The organism is Nocardia sp. NPDC005746 (genome assembly GCF_040630785.1).
GTDB lineage: Bacteria > Actinomycetota > Actinomycetes > Mycobacteriales > Mycobacteriaceae > Nocardia.
Window position 1 is genome coordinate 425,162 of the sequence record NZ_JBEXYE010000003.1, and the last position, 20,930, is coordinate 446,091.

Annotated in this window: 24 protein-coding genes, 1 tRNA gene and 1 pseudogene; 9 read left to right on the forward strand and 17 right to left on the reverse strand. The window is 66.5% G+C overall.

The window, feature by feature from the left end:
* Positions 1 to 62: 62 nt before the first annotated feature.
* Positions 63 to 662, forward strand: a complete 600-nt coding sequence (locus ABZ412_RS08615) for a TetR/AcrR family transcriptional regulator (RefSeq protein WP_357084294.1) — start codon at positions 63 to 65, stop codon at positions 660 to 662.
* A gap of 45 nt (positions 663 to 707) precedes the next feature.
* Here ABZ412_RS08615 and ABZ412_RS08620 read toward each other — a convergent pair whose 3' ends face one another.
* Complete coding sequence (locus tag ABZ412_RS08620) at positions 708 to 1,205, reverse strand: hypothetical protein (RefSeq protein ID WP_357278036.1); 498 nt, start codon at positions 1,203 to 1,205, stop codon at positions 708 to 710.
* Positions 1,206 to 1,424: 219 nt separating this feature from the next.
* Here ABZ412_RS08620 and ABZ412_RS08625 point away from each other — a divergent pair, with 219 nt between their 5' ends.
* A complete protein-coding gene (locus tag ABZ412_RS08625) occupies positions 1,425 to 3,629 on the forward strand; it encodes a protein kinase (RefSeq protein ID WP_357278038.1) in 2,205 nt (734 codons plus the stop codon).
* A 135-nt stretch (positions 3,630 to 3,764) separates the two neighbouring features.
* On the opposite strand, the gene ABZ412_RS08630 is transcribed toward ABZ412_RS08625, so the two are convergent.
* The 3 genes from ABZ412_RS08630 to ABZ412_RS08640 all read right to left on the reverse strand — a co-directional run bounded on the left by ABZ412_RS08630 (position 3,765) and on the right by ABZ412_RS08640 (position 7,267).
* Positions 3,765 to 3,923, reverse strand: a complete 159-nt coding sequence (locus tag ABZ412_RS08630) for a hypothetical protein (protein ID WP_357084279.1) — start codon at positions 3,921 to 3,923, stop codon at positions 3,765 to 3,767.
* A 380-nt stretch (positions 3,924 to 4,303) separates the two neighbouring features.
* Positions 4,304 to 5,893, reverse strand: coding sequence for a GMC family oxidoreductase (locus ABZ412_RS08635; RefSeq protein WP_357278040.1), 1,590 nt, complete (start codon positions 5,891 to 5,893; stop codon positions 4,304 to 4,306).
* 45 nt (positions 5,894 to 5,938) lie between these two features.
* On the reverse strand, positions 5,939 to 7,267 hold the full coding sequence (locus ABZ412_RS08640; RefSeq protein ID WP_357278043.1) for a lipase family protein: 1,329 nt from the start codon (positions 7,265 to 7,267) through the stop codon (positions 5,939 to 5,941).
* A gap of 71 nt (positions 7,268 to 7,338) precedes the next feature.
* Between ABZ412_RS08640 and ABZ412_RS08645 the strand changes: the two genes are divergently transcribed.
* Together ABZ412_RS08645 and ABZ412_RS08650 are read left to right on the forward strand one after the other, a co-directional pair.
* A complete protein-coding gene (locus ABZ412_RS08645) occupies positions 7,339 to 8,016 on the forward strand; it encodes a TetR family transcriptional regulator (RefSeq protein WP_357278045.1) in 678 nt (225 codons plus the stop codon).
* Between the two features lie 124 nt (positions 8,017 to 8,140).
* Positions 8,141 to 8,214, forward strand: a tRNA-Pro gene (locus ABZ412_RS08650).
* A 43-nt stretch (positions 8,215 to 8,257) separates the two neighbouring features.
* Here the strand turns inward: ABZ412_RS08650 and ABZ412_RS08655 are convergent.
* On the reverse strand, positions 8,258 to 8,554 hold the full coding sequence (locus ABZ412_RS08655; RefSeq protein WP_357278048.1) for a tyrosine-type recombinase/integrase: 297 nt from the start codon (positions 8,552 to 8,554) through the stop codon (positions 8,258 to 8,260).
* A gap of 13 nt (positions 8,555 to 8,567) precedes the next feature.
* Here ABZ412_RS08655 and ABZ412_RS08660 point away from each other — a divergent pair, with 13 nt between their 5' ends.
* Positions 8,568 to 8,738, forward strand: a complete 171-nt coding sequence (locus tag ABZ412_RS08660) for a hypothetical protein (RefSeq protein ID WP_357278050.1) — start codon at positions 8,568 to 8,570, stop codon at positions 8,736 to 8,738.
* Between the two features lie 502 nt (positions 8,739 to 9,240).
* Here the strand turns inward: ABZ412_RS08660 and ABZ412_RS08665 are convergent.
* Positions 9,241 to 9,624: a hypothetical protein gene (locus tag ABZ412_RS08665; RefSeq protein WP_357278052.1), complete on the reverse strand. Its 384-nt coding sequence runs from the start codon at positions 9,622 to 9,624 to the stop codon at positions 9,241 to 9,243.
* A 296-nt stretch (positions 9,625 to 9,920) separates the two neighbouring features.
* Positions 9,921 to 10,957, reverse strand: a pseudogene (locus ABZ412_RS08670) (phosphotransferase).
* Positions 10,958 to 11,568: 611 nt separating this feature from the next.
* On the opposite strand from ABZ412_RS08670, the gene ABZ412_RS08675 reads away from it, so the two are divergent.
* The 3 genes from ABZ412_RS08675 to ABZ412_RS08685 all read left to right on the forward strand — a co-directional run bounded on the left by ABZ412_RS08675 (position 11,569) and on the right by ABZ412_RS08685 (position 14,595).
* A complete protein-coding gene (locus ABZ412_RS08675; RefSeq protein WP_357278054.1) occupies positions 11,569 to 12,480 on the forward strand; it encodes a hypothetical protein in 912 nt (303 codons plus the stop codon).
* 414 nt (positions 12,481 to 12,894) lie between these two features.
* Positions 12,895 to 13,275: a hypothetical protein gene (locus ABZ412_RS08680; protein ID WP_357278056.1), complete on the forward strand. Its 381-nt coding sequence runs from the start codon at positions 12,895 to 12,897 to the stop codon at positions 13,273 to 13,275.
* 30 nt (positions 13,276 to 13,305) lie between these two features.
* Entirely contained in the window at positions 13,306 to 14,595 is a 1,290-nt protein-coding gene (locus tag ABZ412_RS08685; RefSeq protein ID WP_357278058.1) for an FAD-dependent monooxygenase, read from the forward strand.
* Here the strand turns inward: ABZ412_RS08685 and ABZ412_RS08690 are convergent.
* Positions 14,592 to 14,822 carry a SelT/SelW/SelH family protein gene (locus ABZ412_RS08690; RefSeq protein WP_357278176.1) on the reverse strand — a complete coding sequence of 77 codons (231 nt, stop codon included), beginning with the start codon at positions 14,820 to 14,822 and terminating at the stop codon, positions 14,592 to 14,594. The two genes, ABZ412_RS08685 and ABZ412_RS08690, sit on opposite strands and share 4 nt — an antisense overlap.
* Before the next feature lie 1,014 nt (positions 14,823 to 15,836).
* Between ABZ412_RS08690 and ABZ412_RS08695 the strand changes: the two genes are divergently transcribed.
* Positions 15,837 to 16,010, forward strand: coding sequence for a CsbD family protein (locus ABZ412_RS08695; protein ID WP_357278060.1), 174 nt, complete (start codon positions 15,837 to 15,839; stop codon positions 16,008 to 16,010).
* A 316-nt stretch (positions 16,011 to 16,326) separates the two neighbouring features.
* On the opposite strand, the gene ABZ412_RS08700 is transcribed toward ABZ412_RS08695, so the two are convergent.
* The 9 genes from ABZ412_RS08700 to ABZ412_RS08740 are packed head-to-tail and all read right to left on the reverse strand — an operon-like array spanning position 16,327 to position 20,925.
* Positions 16,327 to 16,638, reverse strand: coding sequence for a gas vesicle protein K (locus ABZ412_RS08700; protein ID WP_357278178.1), 312 nt, complete (start codon positions 16,636 to 16,638; stop codon positions 16,327 to 16,329).
* On the reverse strand, positions 16,631 to 16,864 hold the full coding sequence (locus tag ABZ412_RS08705) for a gas vesicle protein (RefSeq protein WP_357278062.1): 234 nt from the start codon (positions 16,862 to 16,864) through the stop codon (positions 16,631 to 16,633). Before ABZ412_RS08705 ends, ABZ412_RS08700 begins: the two co-directional genes overlap by 8 nt.
* Complete coding sequence (locus ABZ412_RS08710) at positions 16,861 to 17,655, reverse strand: GvpL/GvpF family gas vesicle protein (RefSeq protein ID WP_357278064.1); 795 nt, start codon at positions 17,653 to 17,655, stop codon at positions 16,861 to 16,863. The genes ABZ412_RS08705 and ABZ412_RS08710 overlap by 4 nt, the downstream gene beginning before the upstream one ends.
* Positions 17,645 to 18,037: a gas vesicle protein gene (locus tag ABZ412_RS08715; RefSeq protein WP_357278067.1), complete on the reverse strand. Its 393-nt coding sequence runs from the start codon at positions 18,035 to 18,037 to the stop codon at positions 17,645 to 17,647. The genes ABZ412_RS08710 and ABZ412_RS08715 overlap by 11 nt, the downstream gene beginning before the upstream one ends.
* Complete coding sequence (gvpO, locus tag ABZ412_RS08720; protein ID WP_357278069.1) at positions 18,034 to 18,369, reverse strand: gas vesicle protein GvpO; 336 nt, start codon at positions 18,367 to 18,369, stop codon at positions 18,034 to 18,036. Before gvpO ends, ABZ412_RS08715 begins: the two co-directional genes overlap by 4 nt.
* Positions 18,370 to 18,374: 5 nt before the next feature.
* Positions 18,375 to 18,626, reverse strand: coding sequence for a gas vesicle protein GvpG (locus ABZ412_RS08725; RefSeq protein WP_357278072.1), 252 nt, complete (start codon positions 18,624 to 18,626; stop codon positions 18,375 to 18,377).
* Positions 18,627 to 18,629: 3 nt separating this feature from the next.
* Complete coding sequence (locus tag ABZ412_RS08730) at positions 18,630 to 19,391, reverse strand: GvpL/GvpF family gas vesicle protein (protein WP_357278074.1); 762 nt, start codon at positions 19,389 to 19,391, stop codon at positions 18,630 to 18,632.
* Positions 19,391 to 19,798 carry a gas vesicle protein GvpJ gene (gene gvpJ / locus ABZ412_RS08735; protein ID WP_357278076.1) on the reverse strand — a complete coding sequence of 136 codons (408 nt, stop codon included), beginning with the start codon at positions 19,796 to 19,798 and terminating at the stop codon, positions 19,391 to 19,393. The genes ABZ412_RS08730 and gvpJ overlap by 1 nt, the downstream gene beginning before the upstream one ends.
* Entirely contained in the window at positions 19,795 to 20,925 is a 1,131-nt protein-coding gene (locus ABZ412_RS08740; RefSeq protein WP_357278078.1) for an SRPBCC family protein, read from the reverse strand. Before ABZ412_RS08740 ends, gvpJ begins: the two co-directional genes overlap by 4 nt.
* Positions 20,926 to 20,930: the final 5 nt, after the last annotated feature.

The following is a 20,930-nucleotide window of genomic DNA, read 5'->3' on the forward strand; positions in this document are numbered from 1 at the left end:
TACTGTTTCGTTACCATAGGCGGGTTTTGCCTGCTCAACACACTTGACTAGTGTCCCACCACATGACGCCCCACCCCCGACGCCGCGGCCGGGGCGACGACCGCCGCGAGCAGATCATCGACGAGGCCCTGAAGGCCTTCGCCGACAACGGCTATCGCAGCACCTCCATCGCCGAGATCGCCGAACGCTGCGGCCTGTCCCAGCCCGGGGTCCTGCACTACTTCCCCAACAAGGCGGCGCTGCTGTCCGCGGTCCTCGATTACCGCGACCGCCTCGACTACGACCGGCTGGGCTTCGATCAGCAGCTGCGCGGCAAGGACGCCCTCGTGCGCCTCGCGCAGCTGGTGGATCACAACACGCACGTGCCGGGTCTGGTTCGACTGTTCACGGTTCTCACCAGCGAGGCCGTCACCGTCGATCATCCCGCGCACGGGTGGGCCCAGAACCGCTACCGGCGACTCCAGGACTATCTGGGCGCGGCGCTGGAGGCAGGGCAGGCCGACGGCAGCGTGCGCGCCGACATCGACCCCGCGGCGGTCGCCCGGCAGGTCTTCGCCATGATGGACGGCCTGCAACTGCAATGGCTGGTCGACCCGGACCGGGTCGACATGGCCACGCTCTTCCGCGCCTACATCGACGAGCTCATCGCCTGGATCTCGTAGGGGCGCAGACAAATCCGGCATAGGTGCCGGAAGCGGCGCATCGGGCTAGGCCGAGTCCGCCGCGTACTGGTATTTGCCGCGGTCCAGCTTGCGAACATTGCTGTTGTCGCGCTGTGCCATTCGGCCCAGCGCCACCGCGACGTGATGACGGGCGCTGATCGGCAGCTCCACGCCGCGACCCTGCAACGCCGCGATCACCTCGGCGGGGGTCCAGGTCTGCTCGGGGTGCTCGGCGAGGAAATCCGCGACCACCCGCGGCAGCGAGCGGTTCTGCTCCGGCGCGGGCGCGCCCGGTTCGGACGTCGGGGCGTCCTGGTACTGATCGTCGCGGGCCGTGTCCAGCCAGTTGGCGACGGTCAGCAGTTTCGAGCAGGCCGCACGCAACTCCGCACCCGGCGAACGGATGTCGCCGAGGTTGTACATCGCCTGGTAGTAGCGCCCGATGTTGGTGAGCATCTCGATGACCTGCTGCTCGGTGTCGGCGACGATGGCTTCGCTGCTGCGACCCGATTGCGCGGCCGCCGCCACTGCTCCCACGTCCACGTCCGGCGTTCCCCTTTACTGTTGACCGGTTGCTTCCAGTACCCGGTGGATGCAAGACAGCCCAGACAGTAGCCGGGGCCGCCCACCGAATTGTGAAAGACTACAAGGTCATTGCCACGTCCGGCGACCCAACGTCAGGACCATGATCGAAAAGCCCGACTCGCGCGAGCGCGACACGCCGAACGTTTCGGAGCGGACGTCTATCGCGATATCACCTCCGTGGGAGGCACGCTCGAACCCGGTGAGAACTTCGCCGGCTACCAGATCTTGCGAAAGCTGGGGGCCGGCGGAATGGGCGCGGTCTATCAAGCCCGAGACCGCGACCTGCCACGATTCGTGGCCCTGAAACTGCTGACCCTGCCCGGCGGCGAACGCGAACACCGGGCCCGGTTCCAGCGCGAGGCCGATACGGTTGCGCGCCTGCAGCATCCGAACATCGTCACCGTCTACGCGCGCGGCGAGGAAGACGACCGGCTGTGGATCTCCATGACCTTCGTCGATGGCAGCGACGTGGCGCGGGCACTGCGCGCGGGACCCATGCATCCGGCGCGGGCCGTGCGCATCATCGCCGAGACCGCGGCGGCGCTCGACCACGCCCACGACACCGGCATCCTGCACCGCGACGTGAAACCGGCCAATATCCTGCTCGCGGACGGGCGTCCGGAACGGGCCGTGCTCACCGACTTCGGCATCGCCAAATCCCTCGACGAGAGCCGGCAGCTCACCCAGAACGGGGAGATCCTGGCCAGCTTCCAGTACGCGGCCCCGGAACGGCTCACCCGGCCCGGGGAGGCCGATCGGCGCGCCGACGTGTACTCGCTGGGGTGCACGCTGTTCCACATGCTGACCGGAGAGGCGCCCTACCCCGGGCAGAACGTCGGGCAGATCATCTACGGGCACGCCTACGAGCCGGTGCCGTTGCCCTCGGACCGGAACCCCACGCTGCCACGGGGTTTCGACGAGCTCATCGCCCGCGCCATGGCCAAAGACCCGGAACAGCGCTTCGACACCTGCACGCATCTCGCCTGGGCGGCCTCGCGAATCCTGCGCCGGCCGGGGACGCATCGGACCGCCCCGGCGGGGACGGTCCACGTCAGCGGGCCCAGATCCGCTGCGGGACAACCCGAGCGCAATGCCACCACCATGCCTCCGGCGCCGTTGCCGATTCCGATCGGGCCGGGCACCGGTCCCGCCACCACGCGGCCGGGGCCGGAACCCACTCGGCTGAACAGCGGTCCGGGGCCGACACGCGTGAACAGCGGCCCCGCGCCGGCTCGCCTGGACAGCGGGCCCGCGCCCACTCGGCTCTATACCGGGCCCGACCAGGCGCGCCTGAGTACGGGACCCGCACCCACCCGGGTCAATACCGGTCCCGCACCGGTCAATCCGGGTACCGGACCGGCACCGGCTCGGGTGAATTCCGGTTCCGGTCCGGTCGCTTCCGGTGCCGCGCCGACGCGTCCCCATACGGGTCCCGCGCCGACTCGGCTGGTGACCGGACCCGCACCCCTGCGCGAGACCACCGGGCCCGCACCCGGTTCGAGCAGCACCGGGCCCGCGCCGACCCGCTTCGGGACCGAACCCCTGCCGTCCGATGTGAGCGGGCGTCATGATGTTCCCGGTATCGGCATTCGCACCGGGCCCGACCCGGGTACCGGGACAGGGCCGGGCGCAAGCGTTCCTGGTAAGCGCCGCGGCCCCGGCCGGATCCTGCTGGCCGCGGCCCTGGTGGTCACCGTGGCGGTCCTCGGGCACCTGCTGGTGCACGCGGGCGACGGTCGGCCCGGACCGGGCAATGCGGCGGCCTCGAACACGCCCACCATCACGGCGACGACCACCGGGGCGGTCACGACCGAACCGACCACCACCACGGAGGTTCCGCAGGTCACGACCGCGCCCTACACGCAGCCGACCACGGCGGCCCCGTACACGCCGCCTCCGATCACATCCCAGCAGCCGAAAACCGTTCCGGTACCGGATGTGATCGGGTCCGCGATCACGCAGGCCAAGGCACGCCTGGAGAAGGACGGGTTCGTCGTCGAACAGGTTCAGCGCGAGGACAAGAGCACGAAAGGCACTGTCCTGGAAACCTCCCCGGCCGCCGGGACCGCGAAGCCGGTCGGCTCGACCGTCAAGGTGACCGTGTCCACCGGTCCCTCGACCACCACGACCATCACCGTGCCCGCCCTGATCGGTCTCACCCCCGCCGCCGTCACCTCCGCGCTCCAGGCTCTCGGCTGGCACGGCAGCGTCGCGAAATCCACCGGGACGACCAACGATTCCACCAAGGACGGCAAGGTGATCGCGCAGAACCCGGCAGCCGGCGCCTCGGTGACCCCGGACCAGGCGATCACCATCACCGTCGGCGCCTACACCATCACCTCCTCCAGCCCGGTCAGCTCGACGAACCCGGCGGCCGGCTGAACCTCTGGTCAGCCGTCCGCGTGGCTTCGGGCGGATCGGGCAGGATCAGGTCCTCCGGATCGGCGCGGGCCTGACTCCTGTTCGCCCTGAACATCATTCACCGCTCAGGTCAGTGACCGCTCCGCGTACGGGCGGCTACCAGATGTTCCAACTGGTCCGCCCACGCATCGACTCGATCTCCTTGGCGATCGTCTCGAGCCGGGGTACCAGTCCCTGGAAGTACCGCCGCGCATCGCAACTCTCACCACACCCCTGATGCACGGTCAAACCCCGCTGCGCCGCTTGCAAATTCATGACTGGATAGTCGGGCGCGTCGTGCGAAATCACCCTCACGACCGCACCCCCATTCCCCGCGCCGCCGCATTGATCACGGCAACTGCCTGACGTTTCCTGGCGCACACTGACATCGGGCACCCCTCGTGTACCCGCAACACGTCCCGCGCGTACGCGTTAGTCATGATGGTCACCGCTTCATGGCCCTCGATCGGTATGCGGAACATGCTCGACTCCGATTGTCGGCGTGGATGTTTGAGTTCCCCTTCGCCGGGGTGCGTCAAGTAGACCACTTATCGAATCGCCGGTGGAAAGTTTCCGACGCGACGGTAGCGCGCAATTCTTCCCATTCCGAAACGCGCATCAACGATAGCGAGGCTGAGGGATTGGTCGTTGGCCGGTCAGATCACATGCCCCACATCGGTTTTCACCAGTCGATCCAGGGCACGCTCGGCGAGGGCGGCGATCGTCATCGACGGGTTGCAGGCTGCGGTATTGCCGGGCATGAGGGCGCCGTCGAGGACGTAGAGACCCGATTGGCCGAGGACCCGGCCGTCCAGGTCGCAGACCGCGCCCATGCCGGCGCCGCCGAGGGGGTGCCAGGTGGAGGGGAACGCGAGGTTGGTGTCGAGCAGGGTGCTCGACGGACCGGCGATGCGCTGGACGGCAGGGCCGATGTGGTTGTTCTGGATGGTGGCGTCGCCGTCTGCGGGCCAGTGCAGGGTCGCGGTGTCGGCGGCGGAGTCGTAGCGGAATTCGCCGCGGCCGGTGCTGACGCCGTAGCCGACCATCATGGTGCTGTGCGCGTCGACCGACAACGGCGGGATGGAGGCTTGGATGACGGTGTGCGCGCTGTCCGGGTCGTCCCAGTTCAGGCTGCCGTAGACGACGGGGCCGCCCTGAGCGAGGCCGAATTCCTCGGTGGGGGCGGTCCAGACGTAGATGCGGTCGGCATTGGTGCCCCAGCCGCGGCCGAGCTGGTCGGGCAGATCGGGGATCTGGCCCTTGGCGGCCGCGCGCACCAGCAGGCGGGTCGTATTGAGGCTGCCCGCCGACAGCACCAGGGCATCGGTGGTGAGGATCTTGTTCTCCAGCACCGTGCCGGCGGTGTCGGTGCGGTTCACGTGCACGGTCCAGCGGCCATCGGGAGCGCGCTCGATATCGGTGACCTCGTGCAGGGTTTGCACGGTGACCCGGCCGGTGGCCTCGGCGGCGGCCACATAGGTGACGTCGACGGTGTGCTTGCCGCCATTGTTGACGCCGAGGGAACCGGCCCCGTTGGTGTAAGACGCTGCCATCTCGCCGCGCAATTCGGCGAGCGCGTAATTCCAGTCGATGGGCATGGGGATCTTCGACACGGGCAGCCCCGCGTCGCGGGCGTGCTCGGCGAAAACCCGGGCGGCCTTGTAGTTCGGCGTCTCGACGAGTTCGTCGGGTGCGACGGCCAAGTCCAGCATGCGCGCGACCCGGGGGTAGTAGACGCTGTCGAGCTCCGCCCAGTCCAGCCCGCCGGGGAAATGAGTGCTGAACACCGCCTCGGTCGGCTGCAACGACATGCCCTGGTACACCAGCGATCCGCCGCCCAGCCCGGCCGCGCACAGGGCCGTCATGTTCTCGCCGGGCACCGCCTCCACCAAGCCGGTGTACTTGTCGAAAACGACCGGCCTGCCGAACAATTCGGGACTCGACCGATGCCACAGCATCCGCTTGTCCGGCGCGGTGGCATTGGGGAACGTGGTGGCGTTCGGACCGGTCGGCCAGCGCATACCGCGCTCCAGCAGCAGCACCGGCACTCCGGCCTCGGCCAGGCGCAGCGCGGTCACCCCGCCGCCGAACCCCGAGCCGATGACGATGACCCGATGCTCCTCCCGGGTGAGCTCGACCCGGTTGATCCGGGCGGCAATGCCCGCGCGGGCGGCGGGTGCGGTCGCGAGCAGGGCGGCGGTGGCGGCGACTCCGGACAGCAGGGAGCGACGCGATATTTCAGACATGGGACACCTAGGTGATCGGCGAGAAGGGAACGGCGGCGGGAATTCTCAGGCGAAGGCGCAACCCGAGAGCGGTGTGCCGTTGAGCCGGTCCATCAGATAGCCGATCGCATTGTTGGTGCCGAAACCGTCGATCAATTCCGGTCCGAAGTGATTGGGAATCGTCGCGCCCGACAGGATGGGCGGCAATTCATTGGTGCGGAAGCTGACCGTCGCACCCGCGGCGCACCAATCGCTCGCCAACTGCTTGGCCTGACCGTAGGGGACGGTGTCGTCATTGACGCCGCTGGTGATCAGCACCGGACTGGCCGGGGTCAGCGATCCGATCCGCTGCTGCCGCAGAATGTCCTGGATCGACGGGATTTCGCGCATGTGGTCGACGAGCGGACGCTGATCGACGGTGAAGGCGTTGGTACGCAGGAACGGATGCAGCGCGATCACATCGCCGATGCACGCGTTCGACAGTTCATCGAGCAGACCCTGCCCGGCGGACGTCACCCGAGAATTGAATTCGGGTCGTAGGTCCGGGTACCGGTCCAGGAAGCCGTTGAGCGCGAACCCGACCGCGCCGCCGATCAGACTGCCCTCGATCCGGTCCAGGATCGCCGACAGATCCGCGGTCGGCGCGCCCGCCCAGGTGCCCTTCAGGTTCAGTTCCGGCGCGTAGCTCGGCTGCATCTCGGCGGCGGCCGCGCTCGCCCCGCCGCCCTGGGAGTACCCCCAGAACGCGAGCGGCGTGTCCGCCCCGGTGCCCGCGAGCCGGTTCGCGGCGCGGGCGGCGTCGAGCACGGCGTGCGCCTCCTCGATCCGGTTCGCGTAGGTGTGGATGCCGGGCGTGCCCATCCCGATGTAGTCGGTGACGAAGACCCGCGCGCCGAGCGCGTTCCAGGCGAACGCGGCCAGCACCTCCTGGTTCGCCGAGAAGGTCGGCGGGGTCAGGCTGGCGTACATGCCGGTCGGGAAGGCCAGCGACAGCGCGCACTGGTCACCCTGCCCGACCGTGCCCGGCGCGATCAGCACCGTCGGGCGCGGGCCCTGTCCCTGCCACGGACGACTGGAATCGATGAACGTGCCGGTCACGGCGACGGGCGCGTCGTCCTGGGTGCGGGAGGTGTACATGACCCGCTGCGCCGCCAGCGGCCAGGTCCCGTCGGCGGCGGGCAGCGCGGGCAGCACCGACATGCCCTCGGTCTTGATCACCGCGCCGGGAGCCGAATCGAATTGCTGTGGCGGGTAATAGAAGTCGCTCACCGGTTCGGCCGCGGCGGGCGTCACCGCGGCGCAACCGGCCACGACCGAGAGGGCCGCGACGGCGACTTTGACGTAGCTGATCGGCCGCCGGGCAGCCGGGACGGGCGAGTACTGCTGACGAGGCATAGTGCTCTTTCTCCACGGAAGTCACGCCCCGAGTAACCGGGTTACTCGAGTAACGGCGTTACTGTAGCGGCATGGCCAAGGAGACGGAAGAGGTAATACGGGCACGAATCCTCCTCGAGGTACGCACCCTCCTGGAATCCGAAGGCCACGACGCCGTCCAGCTCCGCGAGGTGGCCCGCCGCGCCCGCGTCTCCCTCACCACCATCTACAAGTTCTTCCCCACCCGCGATGACCTGCTGGTTTCCGCCATCGAAGCCTGGATGGAAGACAACACCTACCTGCCGATGGAACCCCCACCCCCCGGCGAACCCCTCCGCGACGGCCTGCTCCGGGTCATGCGCCACGTCTTCGACCCGTGGGAACGCCACCCCGCCATGCTCACCGCCTACCACCGCGCCCGCACCGGCCCCGCCCGCCACCGCCTCGACAATCACGGCCTCGACGCCGTCTTCCCCATCGCCGCCGCCGTCCTCGCCGGCGCCACCCCCCGCTACCTCGAAGACATCGCCGTCATCCTCGCCAACCTCACCTCCTCCCTCCTCGCCCAATGCGCCGACGGCACCCTCCAGGTCCCCGAAGTCCTCCCCATCCTCGAACGAGCCATCCACCGCCTCACCACCAACAACGAACCCGAAGCCGCCGAAGCCCTCACCCGCCGCGAAGCGGCCACCCCCTACCCACTCTCCCCCGACGTAGCCGCCCCCTTCGTCCGCACCCCCACGGATCCCCCTGCGCCAGAACAACCCTGAGCCCACCCCACTCCGCCCGGCAGCACCCCCAGCAACCCCCTCCCGCACGCCGATAACCAGCCGATTTGGATGTTCAGGGGGGTAGTGGGGTAATCTCGTCGAGCACGAGCGAGAGCAAATGCAACGGGCTGTGGCGCAGCTTGGTAGCGCACTTGACTGGGGGTCAAGTGGTCGCAGGTTCAAATCCTGTCAGCCCGACGTAAGAAAATCCCCTCCGACCTCGGTCGGAGGGGATTTTCCGTTATTCGATCACCCGCAGATTTGGGGCCACTCGGTTCGGCACACGGATAGTCCGGTCCCAGGCCAGTAGCTCGGGTATCTGGGGACCCCCGTGCGCCAGGTAGCGTGCCAACAGCTCGCCGTCGCCCTGCAGAGCCCTGATGTTCGGATGCAGATATCGCTGGGTTATCCGAGGATCGGTGTGCCCGGCGATTCGTTGAAGCCGATGCAGCGGCACTCCGGCATCCGCGAACCAGATCAGCCCGGTGTTCTTCAGATCGTGCCGCCGGAGATGCTCGAACCCCAACCGCGCCACCACATCATCCCAATGTGTGGCATCGCGCAGCCTCGGCGTCGACGCCTCCACCCTGCGTCGGTGGCGGCGCGGCCAGCCATTGGAGGGACCGGGTTTCATCCAGATCTCCGAACGCGTCGCGAAATACCCCGAGCACGATCTCGAGGTGTATCTAGCCGCCCGCCATATCGTTCCGTCCACGGAGTAGCCGGTCTCACTGTGAGGGGTGAGGCGAAATGACTGACACAGTACCGATACCGATCGGGATCAAACTCACCACCGATATCGAAACCCTGCACCGCGTCGGCGCCGGCAACCCTTTCCGTGCTCGCATCCGCTGGCCTGATCCGCATACCCACGCACGGCTGTCGAAATCGGAAGTGTTCGAAACCGAAGCCCAGAATTGGATCGACAGGCTCAAACGGCTCGCCGCACGCGATATCGACCCAGTGCTCGCGTGCACGAGCCTGCAGCAGTACGGGACCGACAACATGGACCTCGCACTGGCCGGACTCGAAGGAAAAACCAAGGATCCCTACCTGTCCGGCTGGCGCAAACGCGTCGTACCGACATTGGGGCACCTGCCGCCACCGATCATCACCAGCGGCATGATCGACCGCGCTGTCGTGCAATGGATCGTTCGGGCACGGTTCCCGCTCCCCGCACCCGTCGGGGAGCGGGAACCGATCAGAGTCCTAGCGCGCTCGGAGCTACGCGCTACCGGTACCCGCGCAGTTGCCCGGCTTCGCGGGCACGCTCGTCGTACCGTCCGCGAGCGGCACCACGTTGACGACAATGGTCTTTCGGCTGCCCTCGTAGGTGGCGGTGAGAGTGTGCTCACCGACAACACTCGGGGTCCAGTTCACGGACGCGAGACTCGAGTACGACGGCTTGGCCGAACCGACACAGGCTCCGTTGTCCTCGAACACCACACCGCCGGGAACGAAAGGCAACATCGCCACCGATCCCATGGCGCCGCCGGTAGCCGTCGCGCTCAAAGCGTAGGTTCCGCCGACGAAGAGGGTTCCGTTGCTGAACCCGATTCCCAGGTCGATCACCTCGGCCGCCGAGGCCGGCGCGGCACTCAAAGCCACAGCCGCACCTGATGCCACCAAACACTGTGCGCCCCAGGCAATTCTACGGCCCAGCATGCTTCCTCCACTCACGTAGCCACTCCATCCTTCACCCGGAAACCCCGGTCAACGAACACTATCGTTCGCAAGTGACTCGGTGATACCGCCGCTGCGCCCTGAGTTAAGGGGGCACGCACACCGAACCGACAACCGCAAGATCAAAGGTCGACGTGTTCGTCAACGTCACCTCTACCAGCGCGCAGACCCCGCAGGGCACCACGACCACCGCCACCTACACCATCACCGAACCCGGCGTCTCATCGGCCGCGACACCACCGGAAACCCAGCCCACCGGAACTGCGGCGCAAGCAAAGACAACGCGGCACCCAACTCCGAGCGTCGGCGAACCATGTGAGGCCCGTATGCCGCAGGCTGTGCATCCGCAGGTGTTCGTAGCCCAACGTGGCGACCACTTCATCCCAGTGTGTTGCGCGCCGTAACACGGTGACCTGGATCCGCCCACCGCGCGGGCCGGCGAATAGCCGGGCATCGGGTTTCTTGCCGGTGGCTGCAATCCGGCTCTCCACCAAAGGACGAAGCTGCTCGATCATCGGAACCGACCGGGCACGTTTACCTTTCGTCCCCTTGTCCTGGAGCCCGCGGTCCAGGGCGGGGTCGGCGGGTCCCGCTCCCCCGACATCGATCACCCCGGCCAGGCGACCATGCGACACCAGCACGTTACCGGCAATCAAGTCGCCGTGATTCATGACGTCGGCTGCCGTGCCGCGTGGCAGTTCCCGCATCGCCTCCCAGATCCGGCGCACCGTCGCGACGTCGAGAAGATGCTCGCTGCGCTGCAAACAGGTCTCATCCATGCGTCGTGGGAGCACAACTGGCCGCCGCGTCCTTGGCCGTTGAATGTCTGCCCGTGCGTGTCGATCTCGCGGACACCGCTGATGAACTCGGCCAAATCGTGTGCGAACGCGACGGACTGGCCGGGGTCCTCGTCGGTGGCCGCGGTTCCGGGTATCCAGGTGTGCACCGACCAGGGCAGCGGGTAGCCGGCCCCGGGCTCGCCCACTGCCACCGGTTCGGGTGTGCGGAACCGGGTGCTGCCCAGCAGCTGCCGGGCAACTGCTGCCTCGGCGTGCAGTTGTCGCCGGGTCGAGTCGATGTCTGCGGGCTGCAGCGGGAACCGCGCCGCCAACTGGTCACCGATGCGGTACATGGCGTTCACGGTGCGTGTCATGGTGGCCCCGCTGATCGATAGACCACGCCATGAGGGGAATTGTTCATCCACCAGTTCGCGCACCGCTTCGAGCGAGACGGCCAGTTGGTCGGCGTGCATGTCCATATCGTGCAGCGTCGCGAAGTCCGATCCCGCTGAGCAAACCGATTTCAACTCGAGTCAGGGACCAAGGGCGCGGCGTCGGAGCGGGGTCGGGCCGCCGGCGATCGCGCGACTGCCCCAGTTCGTTGCTGCCGGACGGGGGCAGGGTTCTCGGCGATTCCGGCGCTGACGGTGGCCGACAATTCCACGCCTGGCGGATCTCGGCCAGGGTGCGCAGTTCGCCGGGGGTGTAGGGACGCCGCGGCGGGCGCGGGGGCGGGAACGGAAACGTCCGCGCCAGCCGGTCCCGCGCCGACGATCAGCTTCCGCTGCTGCGTGGCGATCTCCTCGGCCTCGATCTGAGCCTGCTGCGCGGGCACGATCAGCGCGACCTGGCCCGCCAACTCGTGCTGCTCGTCGAGGGTGCGCCGCGTGTGCGGTCCGCCCTCGGCGCGATCGATGAATCGGGTCTGGAGCCTCCATGTGCGTGCTGCATCTGGACGTTCAGCAGCATCCGCAGCCCCCGAGAAGCTGGGGGCATGGCACCTGGGTCGTTTGCGTCTAACGTTCGTTGCAGCACAGCCACAATGAGGTGGTTCGGTGGTGTGCGCGGAACTGCGGATAGATCGGATGAGATGGTCGAGGCACTGGGTCGGAAGCGGTGGATCGTGGTGGGCGCCGTTGTCGTGACGGGGTTCGTGGGCGGGTGTGCCACGGAATCCACGGGGCGGGTGGAGGATTCGGCGCCGACGGTGCGGGGTGCCGCCGGGGTGCCGGGGCCGCTGAAGATCGCGTTTGCGGATGGCTGGCAGTCAGTGTTCGTGATGAATCCGGACGGTAGTGGGGTCACTCGCATTGCCACGGGCTCGGACCCGAGTTTCGCACTGGATGGTTCGAGGATCGTCGTGGCTGGCGCCGGGATCTCCACGATGGATCCGGATGGCGGCAATATCACGAGAGTCGCGGACGGCGGATACGGCCCGACGTTCGCGCCCGACGGGCGCACCATCGCTTTCGCCCGCGGCGGCGCCATCTACCTGGTGGACAGTACCGGCGAAAATCTTCGGCGACTCACCGATATCCCGGACCCTGCCACGGTGGGCCCCGATCTGGTGTCGGCCAACTCCCCCTCGTTTGCGCGCGATGGTTCGGCGATCGTTTTCGTCAGGGCGGGGATCATTTGGCTCATGGCGGGCGACGGCACCGGCCAGCGGGAACTGCTGCGGGACCAGTTCTACAACTCCGGTCCGAAATTTACCGCCGACGGCGCTGACATCGTATTCACCAGCAATCGAGGTGGCAGGGACCAGTCCGAGATCTACACGATGAAACGCGACGGCACCGATATCCGGGCCCTCACCACCGATGGGGTCGGCGGCCTGGCCCTCTCGCCTGATGGCAGGAGAATCCTCTACACACGTATGAGCCGGACCCAGTCGAACGCCGAAGTCTGGGAGATGAATCTGGACGGCAGCAACCCGCACCGTCTCACCGATCCGAACCTAGTGGCGCAATCTCCCAGCATGGGAGGAATCGGTCCTTCGTGATCGCCGGGTCAGCTCAACGTTCGTCCGGATAGCCCCACTCCAGATCGATGTCCGCCGCGGGCGCGATCCCGCGGACGGCCGCGGTGAAATCTCGCTCGAACACCGGCCCCCACTCCCCGAATCCCCGGATGATGATCGGCCCATGCTCGCTGCACACCTTGTCCCGCGGCGGGTTGTGGAAGGCGCCGACATCCCTCCACCTTCGGGACCGTGACTCGCGGCGGCACCGCCCCCGCACCAGCGCCGGCCCCGCCGAGCGGTGGCGGCTGCTGTGGGGGCGGCTGTTGTGGCAGCGGAGCCGGCGGACAGCGGGACGCGGCGGGCATTATATATGGGCCAATGCTATGTCTTCTGGAGTTCGGCGAAACCGCGTAGACTTCCAGCAGGTCGGGACAGCATTTCTGGAGCCCTATCATGACCGAGAGAAAGAGTTCACGCACAAGGTTCACCCGGCTGGCAGCTGCCGCCGGTATAGCCGCACTCGCCGCGATTCCGGTCGCCGCAGCCGCGGCAAAAGCGCCTACCGCGCAAGCAACCACGCCAACGTCTGTAACCCAGCAGGTCGACAGCCCTGGTTGGGGCGGCGGCCATGGCTGGGGAAACGGCCCCGGCTGGGGCGGCGGCCACGGCTGGGGCGGCGGCCACGGCTGGGGAAACGGCCCCGGCTGGGGCGATGGCGGCTGGGGTTGGGGTGGCGGCGGCTGGGGTTGGGGTGGCGGCTGGGGTTGGGGTGGCGGCAACGGCTGGGGATGGAATCCCGGCTGGTGGCTACCCGGTGGCTGGGGCAGCTTCTAGCGCTGGTGATCGAGCCCGGACACGCACAGCGTGCCGGGCTCGGTCGCATCGAGTACCACCCATGTGAAGCCAGGTTCGACCAACTCGGCTGGAGCCGGTGACGAGATGAAGATCGTGTGTGTCGGTGGCGGGCCGGCCGGGTTGTACTTCGCTATTTCGATGAAGCGCCGCGACCCGGCCCATGACATCACGGTGATCGACCGCGATCCTCCCGGATCCACCTATGGCTGGGGCGTCGTGTATTGGGACGACCTGCTCGACATTCTGTATCGGAATGACCCCGACAGCGCCCAGGCGGTGCGTGCCGGGTCGGTCGTATGGCGTGAACAGGCAATCCATGTGTGCGACAACGAGACCGCGCATTTCGGGGGCTACGGGTTCAGCATGGGGCGCGCGGCCTTGCTCGACGTGCTTTCGCGACGGGCGAGGGACCTGGGCGTCGATGTCCAGCACGGGCGAAACGTGGATGATCTGTCCGGCTTCGACGATTTCGATCTCATCGTCGCCTCCGACGGCGCGAACAGCCGGATACGACAGCTGGGTGATCATCGTTTCGGCACGTCGGTCACACTCGGCGACAATCGATATATCTGGCTCGGCACGGACAAGGTCTTCACCCGATTCACCTTCGCCTTCGAACACACCTCGGCCGGTTGGATCTGGTTTCACGCCTACCCGTCGATTGCCGGGAGAATCAGCACCTGCATCGTCGAATGCCAACCGCGGACTTGGCATGGACTGGGATTCGATTCCCTGGACGATCTGGAGAACGTACGGGTGCTGGAGAACATATTCGGCCGCCCTCTCGACGGTCACTCGTTGATCAGCAAGACACGAGGCGAATTCGCAAGGTGGACCCGATTTCCCGAGGTGACCAACAAGACCTGGTATCACGACAACGTGGTGCTGCTCGGCGATGCGGCGCACACGACGCACTTCACCATCGGCTCAGGCACCCGGTTGGCAATCGTCGACGCTGTCGTGCTCGCACAGAACCTGTACGAGCATGCCGAGGTCGCCGACGCACTGAAGAATTACGATGCGCAGCGGCGCGCTGCACTGCGCCCGATACAGGCCGCCGCCCGTACCAGCATGGTCTGGTTCGAACACGCCGACCGGTATCTCGATCGCGGCGCCGTGCAGTTCGCCTATGCGATGTCGGTCCGGCACGGGCGGCAAATGCCGTGGCGGTATCAGCTGCACCTGCTCACGCAGGTACCCAGTGTGCGCAAGATCAGGCGTGCCATCGACTCCGGACAGCGGTGGCGGCGGGCTGCCCGCCGTGGGGAGCTCGCGATGGCGCCCCGCTCGAGCCGCTAGCTCGCCGGTTCGGTGTCCTTCTTGTCCGCGTGGCCGAGCGAGCGGCCGGGCGCCACCCGGTCGCGGACACGCTGCTCGAGGATGGCGATATCGGGAAAACCGCCGTCGGCCTTACGTTCCCAGATCTGGTCACCGTCTACGGTGATGCGGAAGACGCCGCCCTCGCCGGGAATGAGGGCGACCTCGGACAGGTCGGTGGCGAAGGTGGTGAGCAACTCCTGAGCCATCCAGCTCGCGCGGAGCAGCCAGCGGCACTGCGTGCAGGCCGCCCAGCCTGCCCGCGCCCACCAAGTCGTGCCGGCGCAGATGCTCGAATCCCAACCGCGCCACCACATCATCCCAGTGCGTCGCACCCCGCAGAACGCCGGTAGCGATCCGGCCACCGCGTGGACCGACGAACAACCGTGCGTCCATGAGCGCCTCACGCAACCCACGTTCGCTCGCCTCCGGATGGGTTCGACCGACTCGGTCACGGGCGGCGTTGATGTGGGTCAGCACCAGCGGCCGAATGTGGCCGATGATCGGGATGCGTCGGGCCCTCTTCCCTTTCGTGCCTTTGTCTTTGAGACCACCCGGCCCCGGTGTCGTCTGGCGGCGCACAGTCCACATCCACTCGGCGGTGTCGATGTCGCGAACCCGGCAACCGGAAACTTCGCCGATGCGGGTCGCGGTGCACGCCTCGAACATCACAGCATCGCCCCCTGATAGTGTCCGGCCGACGCGGCGGCCAAAGCTGCGGCGAGTGTCGTTGGTGGACAAGGCCATCGACTACGCGCGGCTGCCGATCCCATCCAAACCCGATCACGGCGAAGCGGTCCAAAACTATCGTCCGCTGCTTCGCCCACTGCGACGACAAGGACGTCCTCGACAAGGTCGGGCTCCGCGTGCGCGACATGTGGGCGCGACATGCCCCGGCCGGACACCCGCCGCACCCAGCAACTACGGCGATGAAAAGCGGATCCGCGAGAGGGCCCACCAGGCCGAGCAAGCCGCACGGTGCGTGGAACGGGCCCGCCACTTCCACACCGACAGACCCGTGGTGAGCGCGTATTTTCTCCCCTCGTGGAGTTCGGTCGGGAGTAGTCGACCCAATGGCCGTCGGCATGACTTCCGCCAAGAACATGTAGCGGGTAGCGAGTGATCAATGTCGCCTCGGGTAGTCCTGTCGTATGCGGGCGGCCGAAGTGTCGCACGTGATGTAAACCGCGGCCGGGCACGGCCGCAGTCGGAAGGACTACACCATGAGTGTTACGGACAAGGCCAAGAACAAGGCCCAGCAACTCAGTGGCAAGGCCAAGGAGAAGGCCGGCCAAGCGACAAATAATCCCAAGCGCGAGCAACAAGGCAAGACCAAGCAGGTGAAGTCCGACCTGAAGTCTGCCGGAGAGAAGGTCAAGGACGCCTTCAAGCGGTGACCGGAGTGACATCGGCGATCGAGGTGTCGGCGTAGGCCGAAGAAAGCCATCCCAGCCGACGCCTCGACTTGCCCATGGCAGTTCACAGCGATGGCGGCGCATCGCACCGGTTTCGGTTCTCGCTGCCCGAATAACGAAATGGCGCCCAACGCAGCCGATTTCAGCCGCGGGATCTCGCCATGCAAGTTCAGGGAACCCGACAACGTCATACCGGCACCGGGCAACCGACCGGCTCAAATCGCGGCAGCCGGTTCTGTGTTGGTTATGTTCAGCGGCCGTGCATGTTGCGCTGCGCGCGCTTCGTTGCCCATCGAGGTCACTCGAGGGAGCGATCGGGTGGGTCCGGCAGAAGCGGGCCGAGGGGGCCGAGGTCGATATTGAGATCTTGCGGAGTGAGTCCGAAGTGATCGCGTAGTTCTTCCATGCGTTCTTCGAGCAGCATCAGGGTGGTGCCAATGCGTTCGATCTGGGCGTCGGTGAGGTCACCCGCGTCGACACGGCGTAGCGCTTGCCGCTCCATCAGTTGCCGCAGGAGCTCCACCAAAGTGAGGACCAGGGTGACCAGCCCGCGCTCGACCGATTCCGGATCGGTGTCGATTCGCGGTGGGATGCCGCCGAATTCAGTCATCGCCGGCCGGTGCTTCCAGTCCATCGCGCGTCACGGAACCGACTGGCGCGTACAGGGTGCTGATGGAGGAGATGAGGGCTCGTAGCGAGATCTGAACCAGATCGACGTCGGCGATAGCGAGTTTGATGTCGCCGGAAATGACCACGCCACCAGCCAGCACTCGGTCCAGTAGGTCGACCAGTGCGACGCGACGCTCGGCGTCGACAGTGGGGTCGGTCCGAGTCATGTCGGCCCTCGTGTCAGGCCGGCGAACGAATACGGCGGCCAGGGACCGGTGAGTTCGAGTCGGATACCTGGGAATTCGGCGCCGAGCGTCGTGACGGTTGTGGTGAAGTCGTCGGTCCGGTCGTCGTCTACCAGGTATGTCCCGTTGAGGACCATCCAGTCCCGTCGGCCGCTTACTGCTGGGTCGGTCAGCGGCTGACGTCTTCCCGCCGCAGCGTGGTGAACCAAACGCGCGTGAATCTCTTCAGCGCGCTCTGCCGCATCGCGTTCCACGCTCTCCTGCGCGGACAGTTGCGCGCGGCGCCGCGCCAGATACGCAGCCCCTGGCGTCATTGTGCCGACCTCTTCCGCAGACCTGGCCTCGGCAACGGCAGCGGTGAGAGCAGCACGATCGCCATAGGCTCTGACACCCCACTCGGTACGGTCACTGACCAGCTGCAGGGCGGCGTCGAAGTCCGCTTGCCGCTCATCGAGCAGCTCACGCACGCGGTTGTCGTCGCGGAAGACAGTGGCCAGCCGGAGCGGGACGGCAGGACCTCGGCGCGCCATGGCAGATACGACCGCGTCGTGTGCTCGTGCTGTCGCCTCCAGCCAGTCGAGATCCTCGAAGTTGCGGCGTAGTGGTTGCTCCCCGAAGACGTCCAGCGGCACCGAGCCGACGACTGCTGTCAGGTCCCGCGCGACGACCGTCCGCACCGGTTCGCCCGCGACTCCGGTCAGTGTGCTCAGCTCCGCCGCGCCGTCGCGGCGGGATGCCACCACGTACAGCCAGACTGCGAAATCATCGGTCACGGTCGTTCTTTCTCCGCTCGCGACCGCGTTCGATGGGTTCACGGTGTCCATTTGCCGCCTCCAGTTCGGCGATCCGGTCTCGGAGTTCCCGGTTCTCGAGTTCGAGGTCGGGTTCCTTCCGTTCCAGCGCGTGAGCCTTGCTGTTGAGCCAGGGGTCGGTCTCCCACCAGTCGATGCCCACCGACCTGGCCGTCTCCAGGGATGCGATCACCAACCGTAGTTTGATGGTGAGCAGTTCGATATCGAGGAGATTGACCTGGATATCGCCTGCGATCACCAGCCCCTTGTCGAGGACCCGTTCCAGGATGTCGGCAAGGTTGGTGGACTGGTGCCCGCCCCCATAGGGCTGGGGTGCGTAGGAGCCGCCTCCGACGACCGTCATCGCTGATTCCTGGGTTCGATGTCGGTGCTGCCGCGGGTGTAGCGTTTGATTCTGCGGCTGGCCAGCAGATTCTCGTCGAAATCGATCTCCACTTCGTAGAGTGCAATGATGTCCGCCGAGGGCGGGATGCGGCGATCCTCCAGTGCCTCGATCTCCACGAGCCAGCCATCCTCCGTCGGTTCCACGCGCGTGACGCCCTGGAGGTCGTTGGAAGTCAGTTCTGCGAGGCGGTCGATGGCCACCGCGGCGGCTTGCGCCGCACTGAGGGCCGATTGTTCATTCGATGCCGGGTGAGCATTGTCGGAGTCGTTGGAGGTGGTGTCGCGGGCCACGTCAGTCACTCCTTCCGGTCGATGGGGTCAACCCCGGAGCCGGTCATGCGATCCAGGGCCGCTCGCTGCGCTTGCTCGGCCTGTTCTGCGGACAAATCACCGCTCGCTGCGGCACTGTCGATCTCCTCGAGTTCGCTCCGCAGTGCCACGGGATCGTGTAGCTGCCGTTCGACCTGGTCCTGGATCAGTTCGCCTACCCAGATCACACCGCGAACCGGCGCGAGGGGCAGCGAGAATATCGATGAGAACAGACCCATGTCTCAGCCCTCGGGGGCTCGTTTCGTGACGAAGTCGTAGGCCGCCATCGGTCCGAGCAAGTTCAGCTCCGCCCGGCCGTCCCAGTCCGCGATGAGTCGGCGCACCATGTCCTCCAGCTCTTTTCGCCGGGTCGATTCGACCAGTACCGCTAGGTGGACGGCGTCCTCTTCGTGGCTGGGTTCGCGCTGGTTGACCAGTGCTTCGAGTTTCTCGAGTTCGGAAACGACCTTTCCGGTGTCCTCGGCTCGCTTGGCCTCGATGGCATGATTGATCAACTCGCCCAGCGCGATTCGCGCATCGCGGGTGGCGTCTTCGGGCTTGTCACGGATCTCGTCTTTTAGTTGAGCTGCCTCGGCGCTCTCGTCGAGGAGTTCCCGCAAGATCACGTCTTCGATGTAGCGCCCTCTGATCACGAACTGGACCCTGCCCTCGAGTTCGTCGAGGGCGGCGCGGAATTCGTCCTCGTTCGCCTCGAGCAGTTCGTTTTCCACTGCCTCTGTGTCGGTCATGACCGCACCGAACCGCAACGGCAGCACCGGACTGACTGCGGCCGATCCGTCCAGCAGTTTCTCGTGGGCGGTGAGGTCCTGGGGTGTACCCAGTGGCCGGTCGGACTCGAGCGTGCTGACCAGCGCGGCGATCGCGCCGTGCCGCACCACCGTGACTTCACTCGGCGGATCGCCGACACCGGTGGCGTGTGGCTCGGTCTCGACGTCGGCGGGCACGATGCCGTAGACGTATACGGCGGTTGATCCGGGAGCCATCACTCCTCCTCACGTTCGGATGGCCTGCGCGCGGTCTGACGCTTCTGTTGCACATCGCCGAGGAAGTCGGCGACCTTCTGCCCGGCCGCATCGAGTGCGCCTTGGGTTTTGTGTTTGGCGGCGCCTTCGGTGACGTCGCCGACGATGTCGGTCAGGCCCTTGGGCTCGCTGCTCGAGATCTCGAGCCGGTTGACCGCTTCGGCGAAACGCAGATACGTGTCGACGCTTGCCACCACGACGCGTGCGTCGATGGTCACCAGTTCGATGCCGACCAGCGATACACGGGCGAAAGCATCGATGACCAGGCCTTTGTCGAGGATGGTGTCGACGACATCAGCCAGGCTGGAAGAGTTCGGTCGAGCCAACGTGCTGGTTGCGCCGCCGCCTCCTGCGGGTTCGATGGTCATCGGTTTGCTCCTTCACTTTCATGCGACCGGCGGGCCGCTGGACTCTTGCGGCGGGCGGCCGAACGATTGGGAGGCGGCTCTGGTTCTTCTTCGTCCGCGGCGCGCTGATCCTCGTCCTGCTCGTCGGCCTCGTCTTCCTCGGCCTCTTCCGTTTCTTCGTCCTCTTCATCGGCGCGATCCTCTTCGGATTCCTTGCGCCGTGCGGTTTCATCGTCTTCGACGACCTCGCTGTCGTGGATCTCGCCGTGCCAGCCCACGATGTCGTCACTGTGCAGCACCGCCTCGGTCATGACATGGCGCTGGAAGTGCTTGAGTTCCAGCCGGCACCGGCGGCCTGCCGCGCGCCACAGATTGGCGGTCTTCTCGAACACTCCCCCCGGGTGGTAGGCGAGCACCACGAGGATGCGGGTGAGGTCAGGGGTGATCTCGTGGAAGGTGACGGCACCGTCGATATAGCCCTTGGCACCTTTGGAGCGCCACACGATCCGCTCGAACGGCACCTGCTCGAGGATCGTGGACTCCCAGGTTCGTCTGGACCAGAACACTTTGCCGGTCCAGCTGAGCTTCTCGTCGGAGACCTGTTCGACCTGTTCGAGCTTCTTCGTGAATTTGGGGAAGTCCGCGAACTGGGTCCACTGGTCGTAGGCCAAATCGATCGGCACGCCGACATCGATGTGCTCGACGATATTGGTCAGCTTCAGCTTCGTTGTGCCGCCCTTGCCCTTGCCGCCGGTCAGCGACTCCTTGACAGACTCGAACGTCTCCCGGGCCGTGTGCCCGAGCTTGCTCACGCCTCCGCTCAGCGCCGCTTGCAACGGCGATGCGCCTCCGGCCAGTTTCTCCACGCCGGTCACCGCCGCCAGGAGATTGCCTCCGTTACCTTCTGCGTAGTCGGTGAGCCGGCCCGCGGTTCGCGATGCCCGGTTCGACAACCCGGCTACGGCGCGTTCGGTCAGGGTTCCGGCAAGGTTCTGCACGGACTGTTGCAGCAACCCCGTCGGGGTGGACGATCGAACGGTTTTCCCGGCCTTGTCCCCCGCATGGGTTGCGGTGTCCGCAATTTTGCCGACGGCGTCGGCAGCGAGCTTGCCGACTCCGTTGGTCTTGTCGTGCAACGTCTTCGGCATCGATC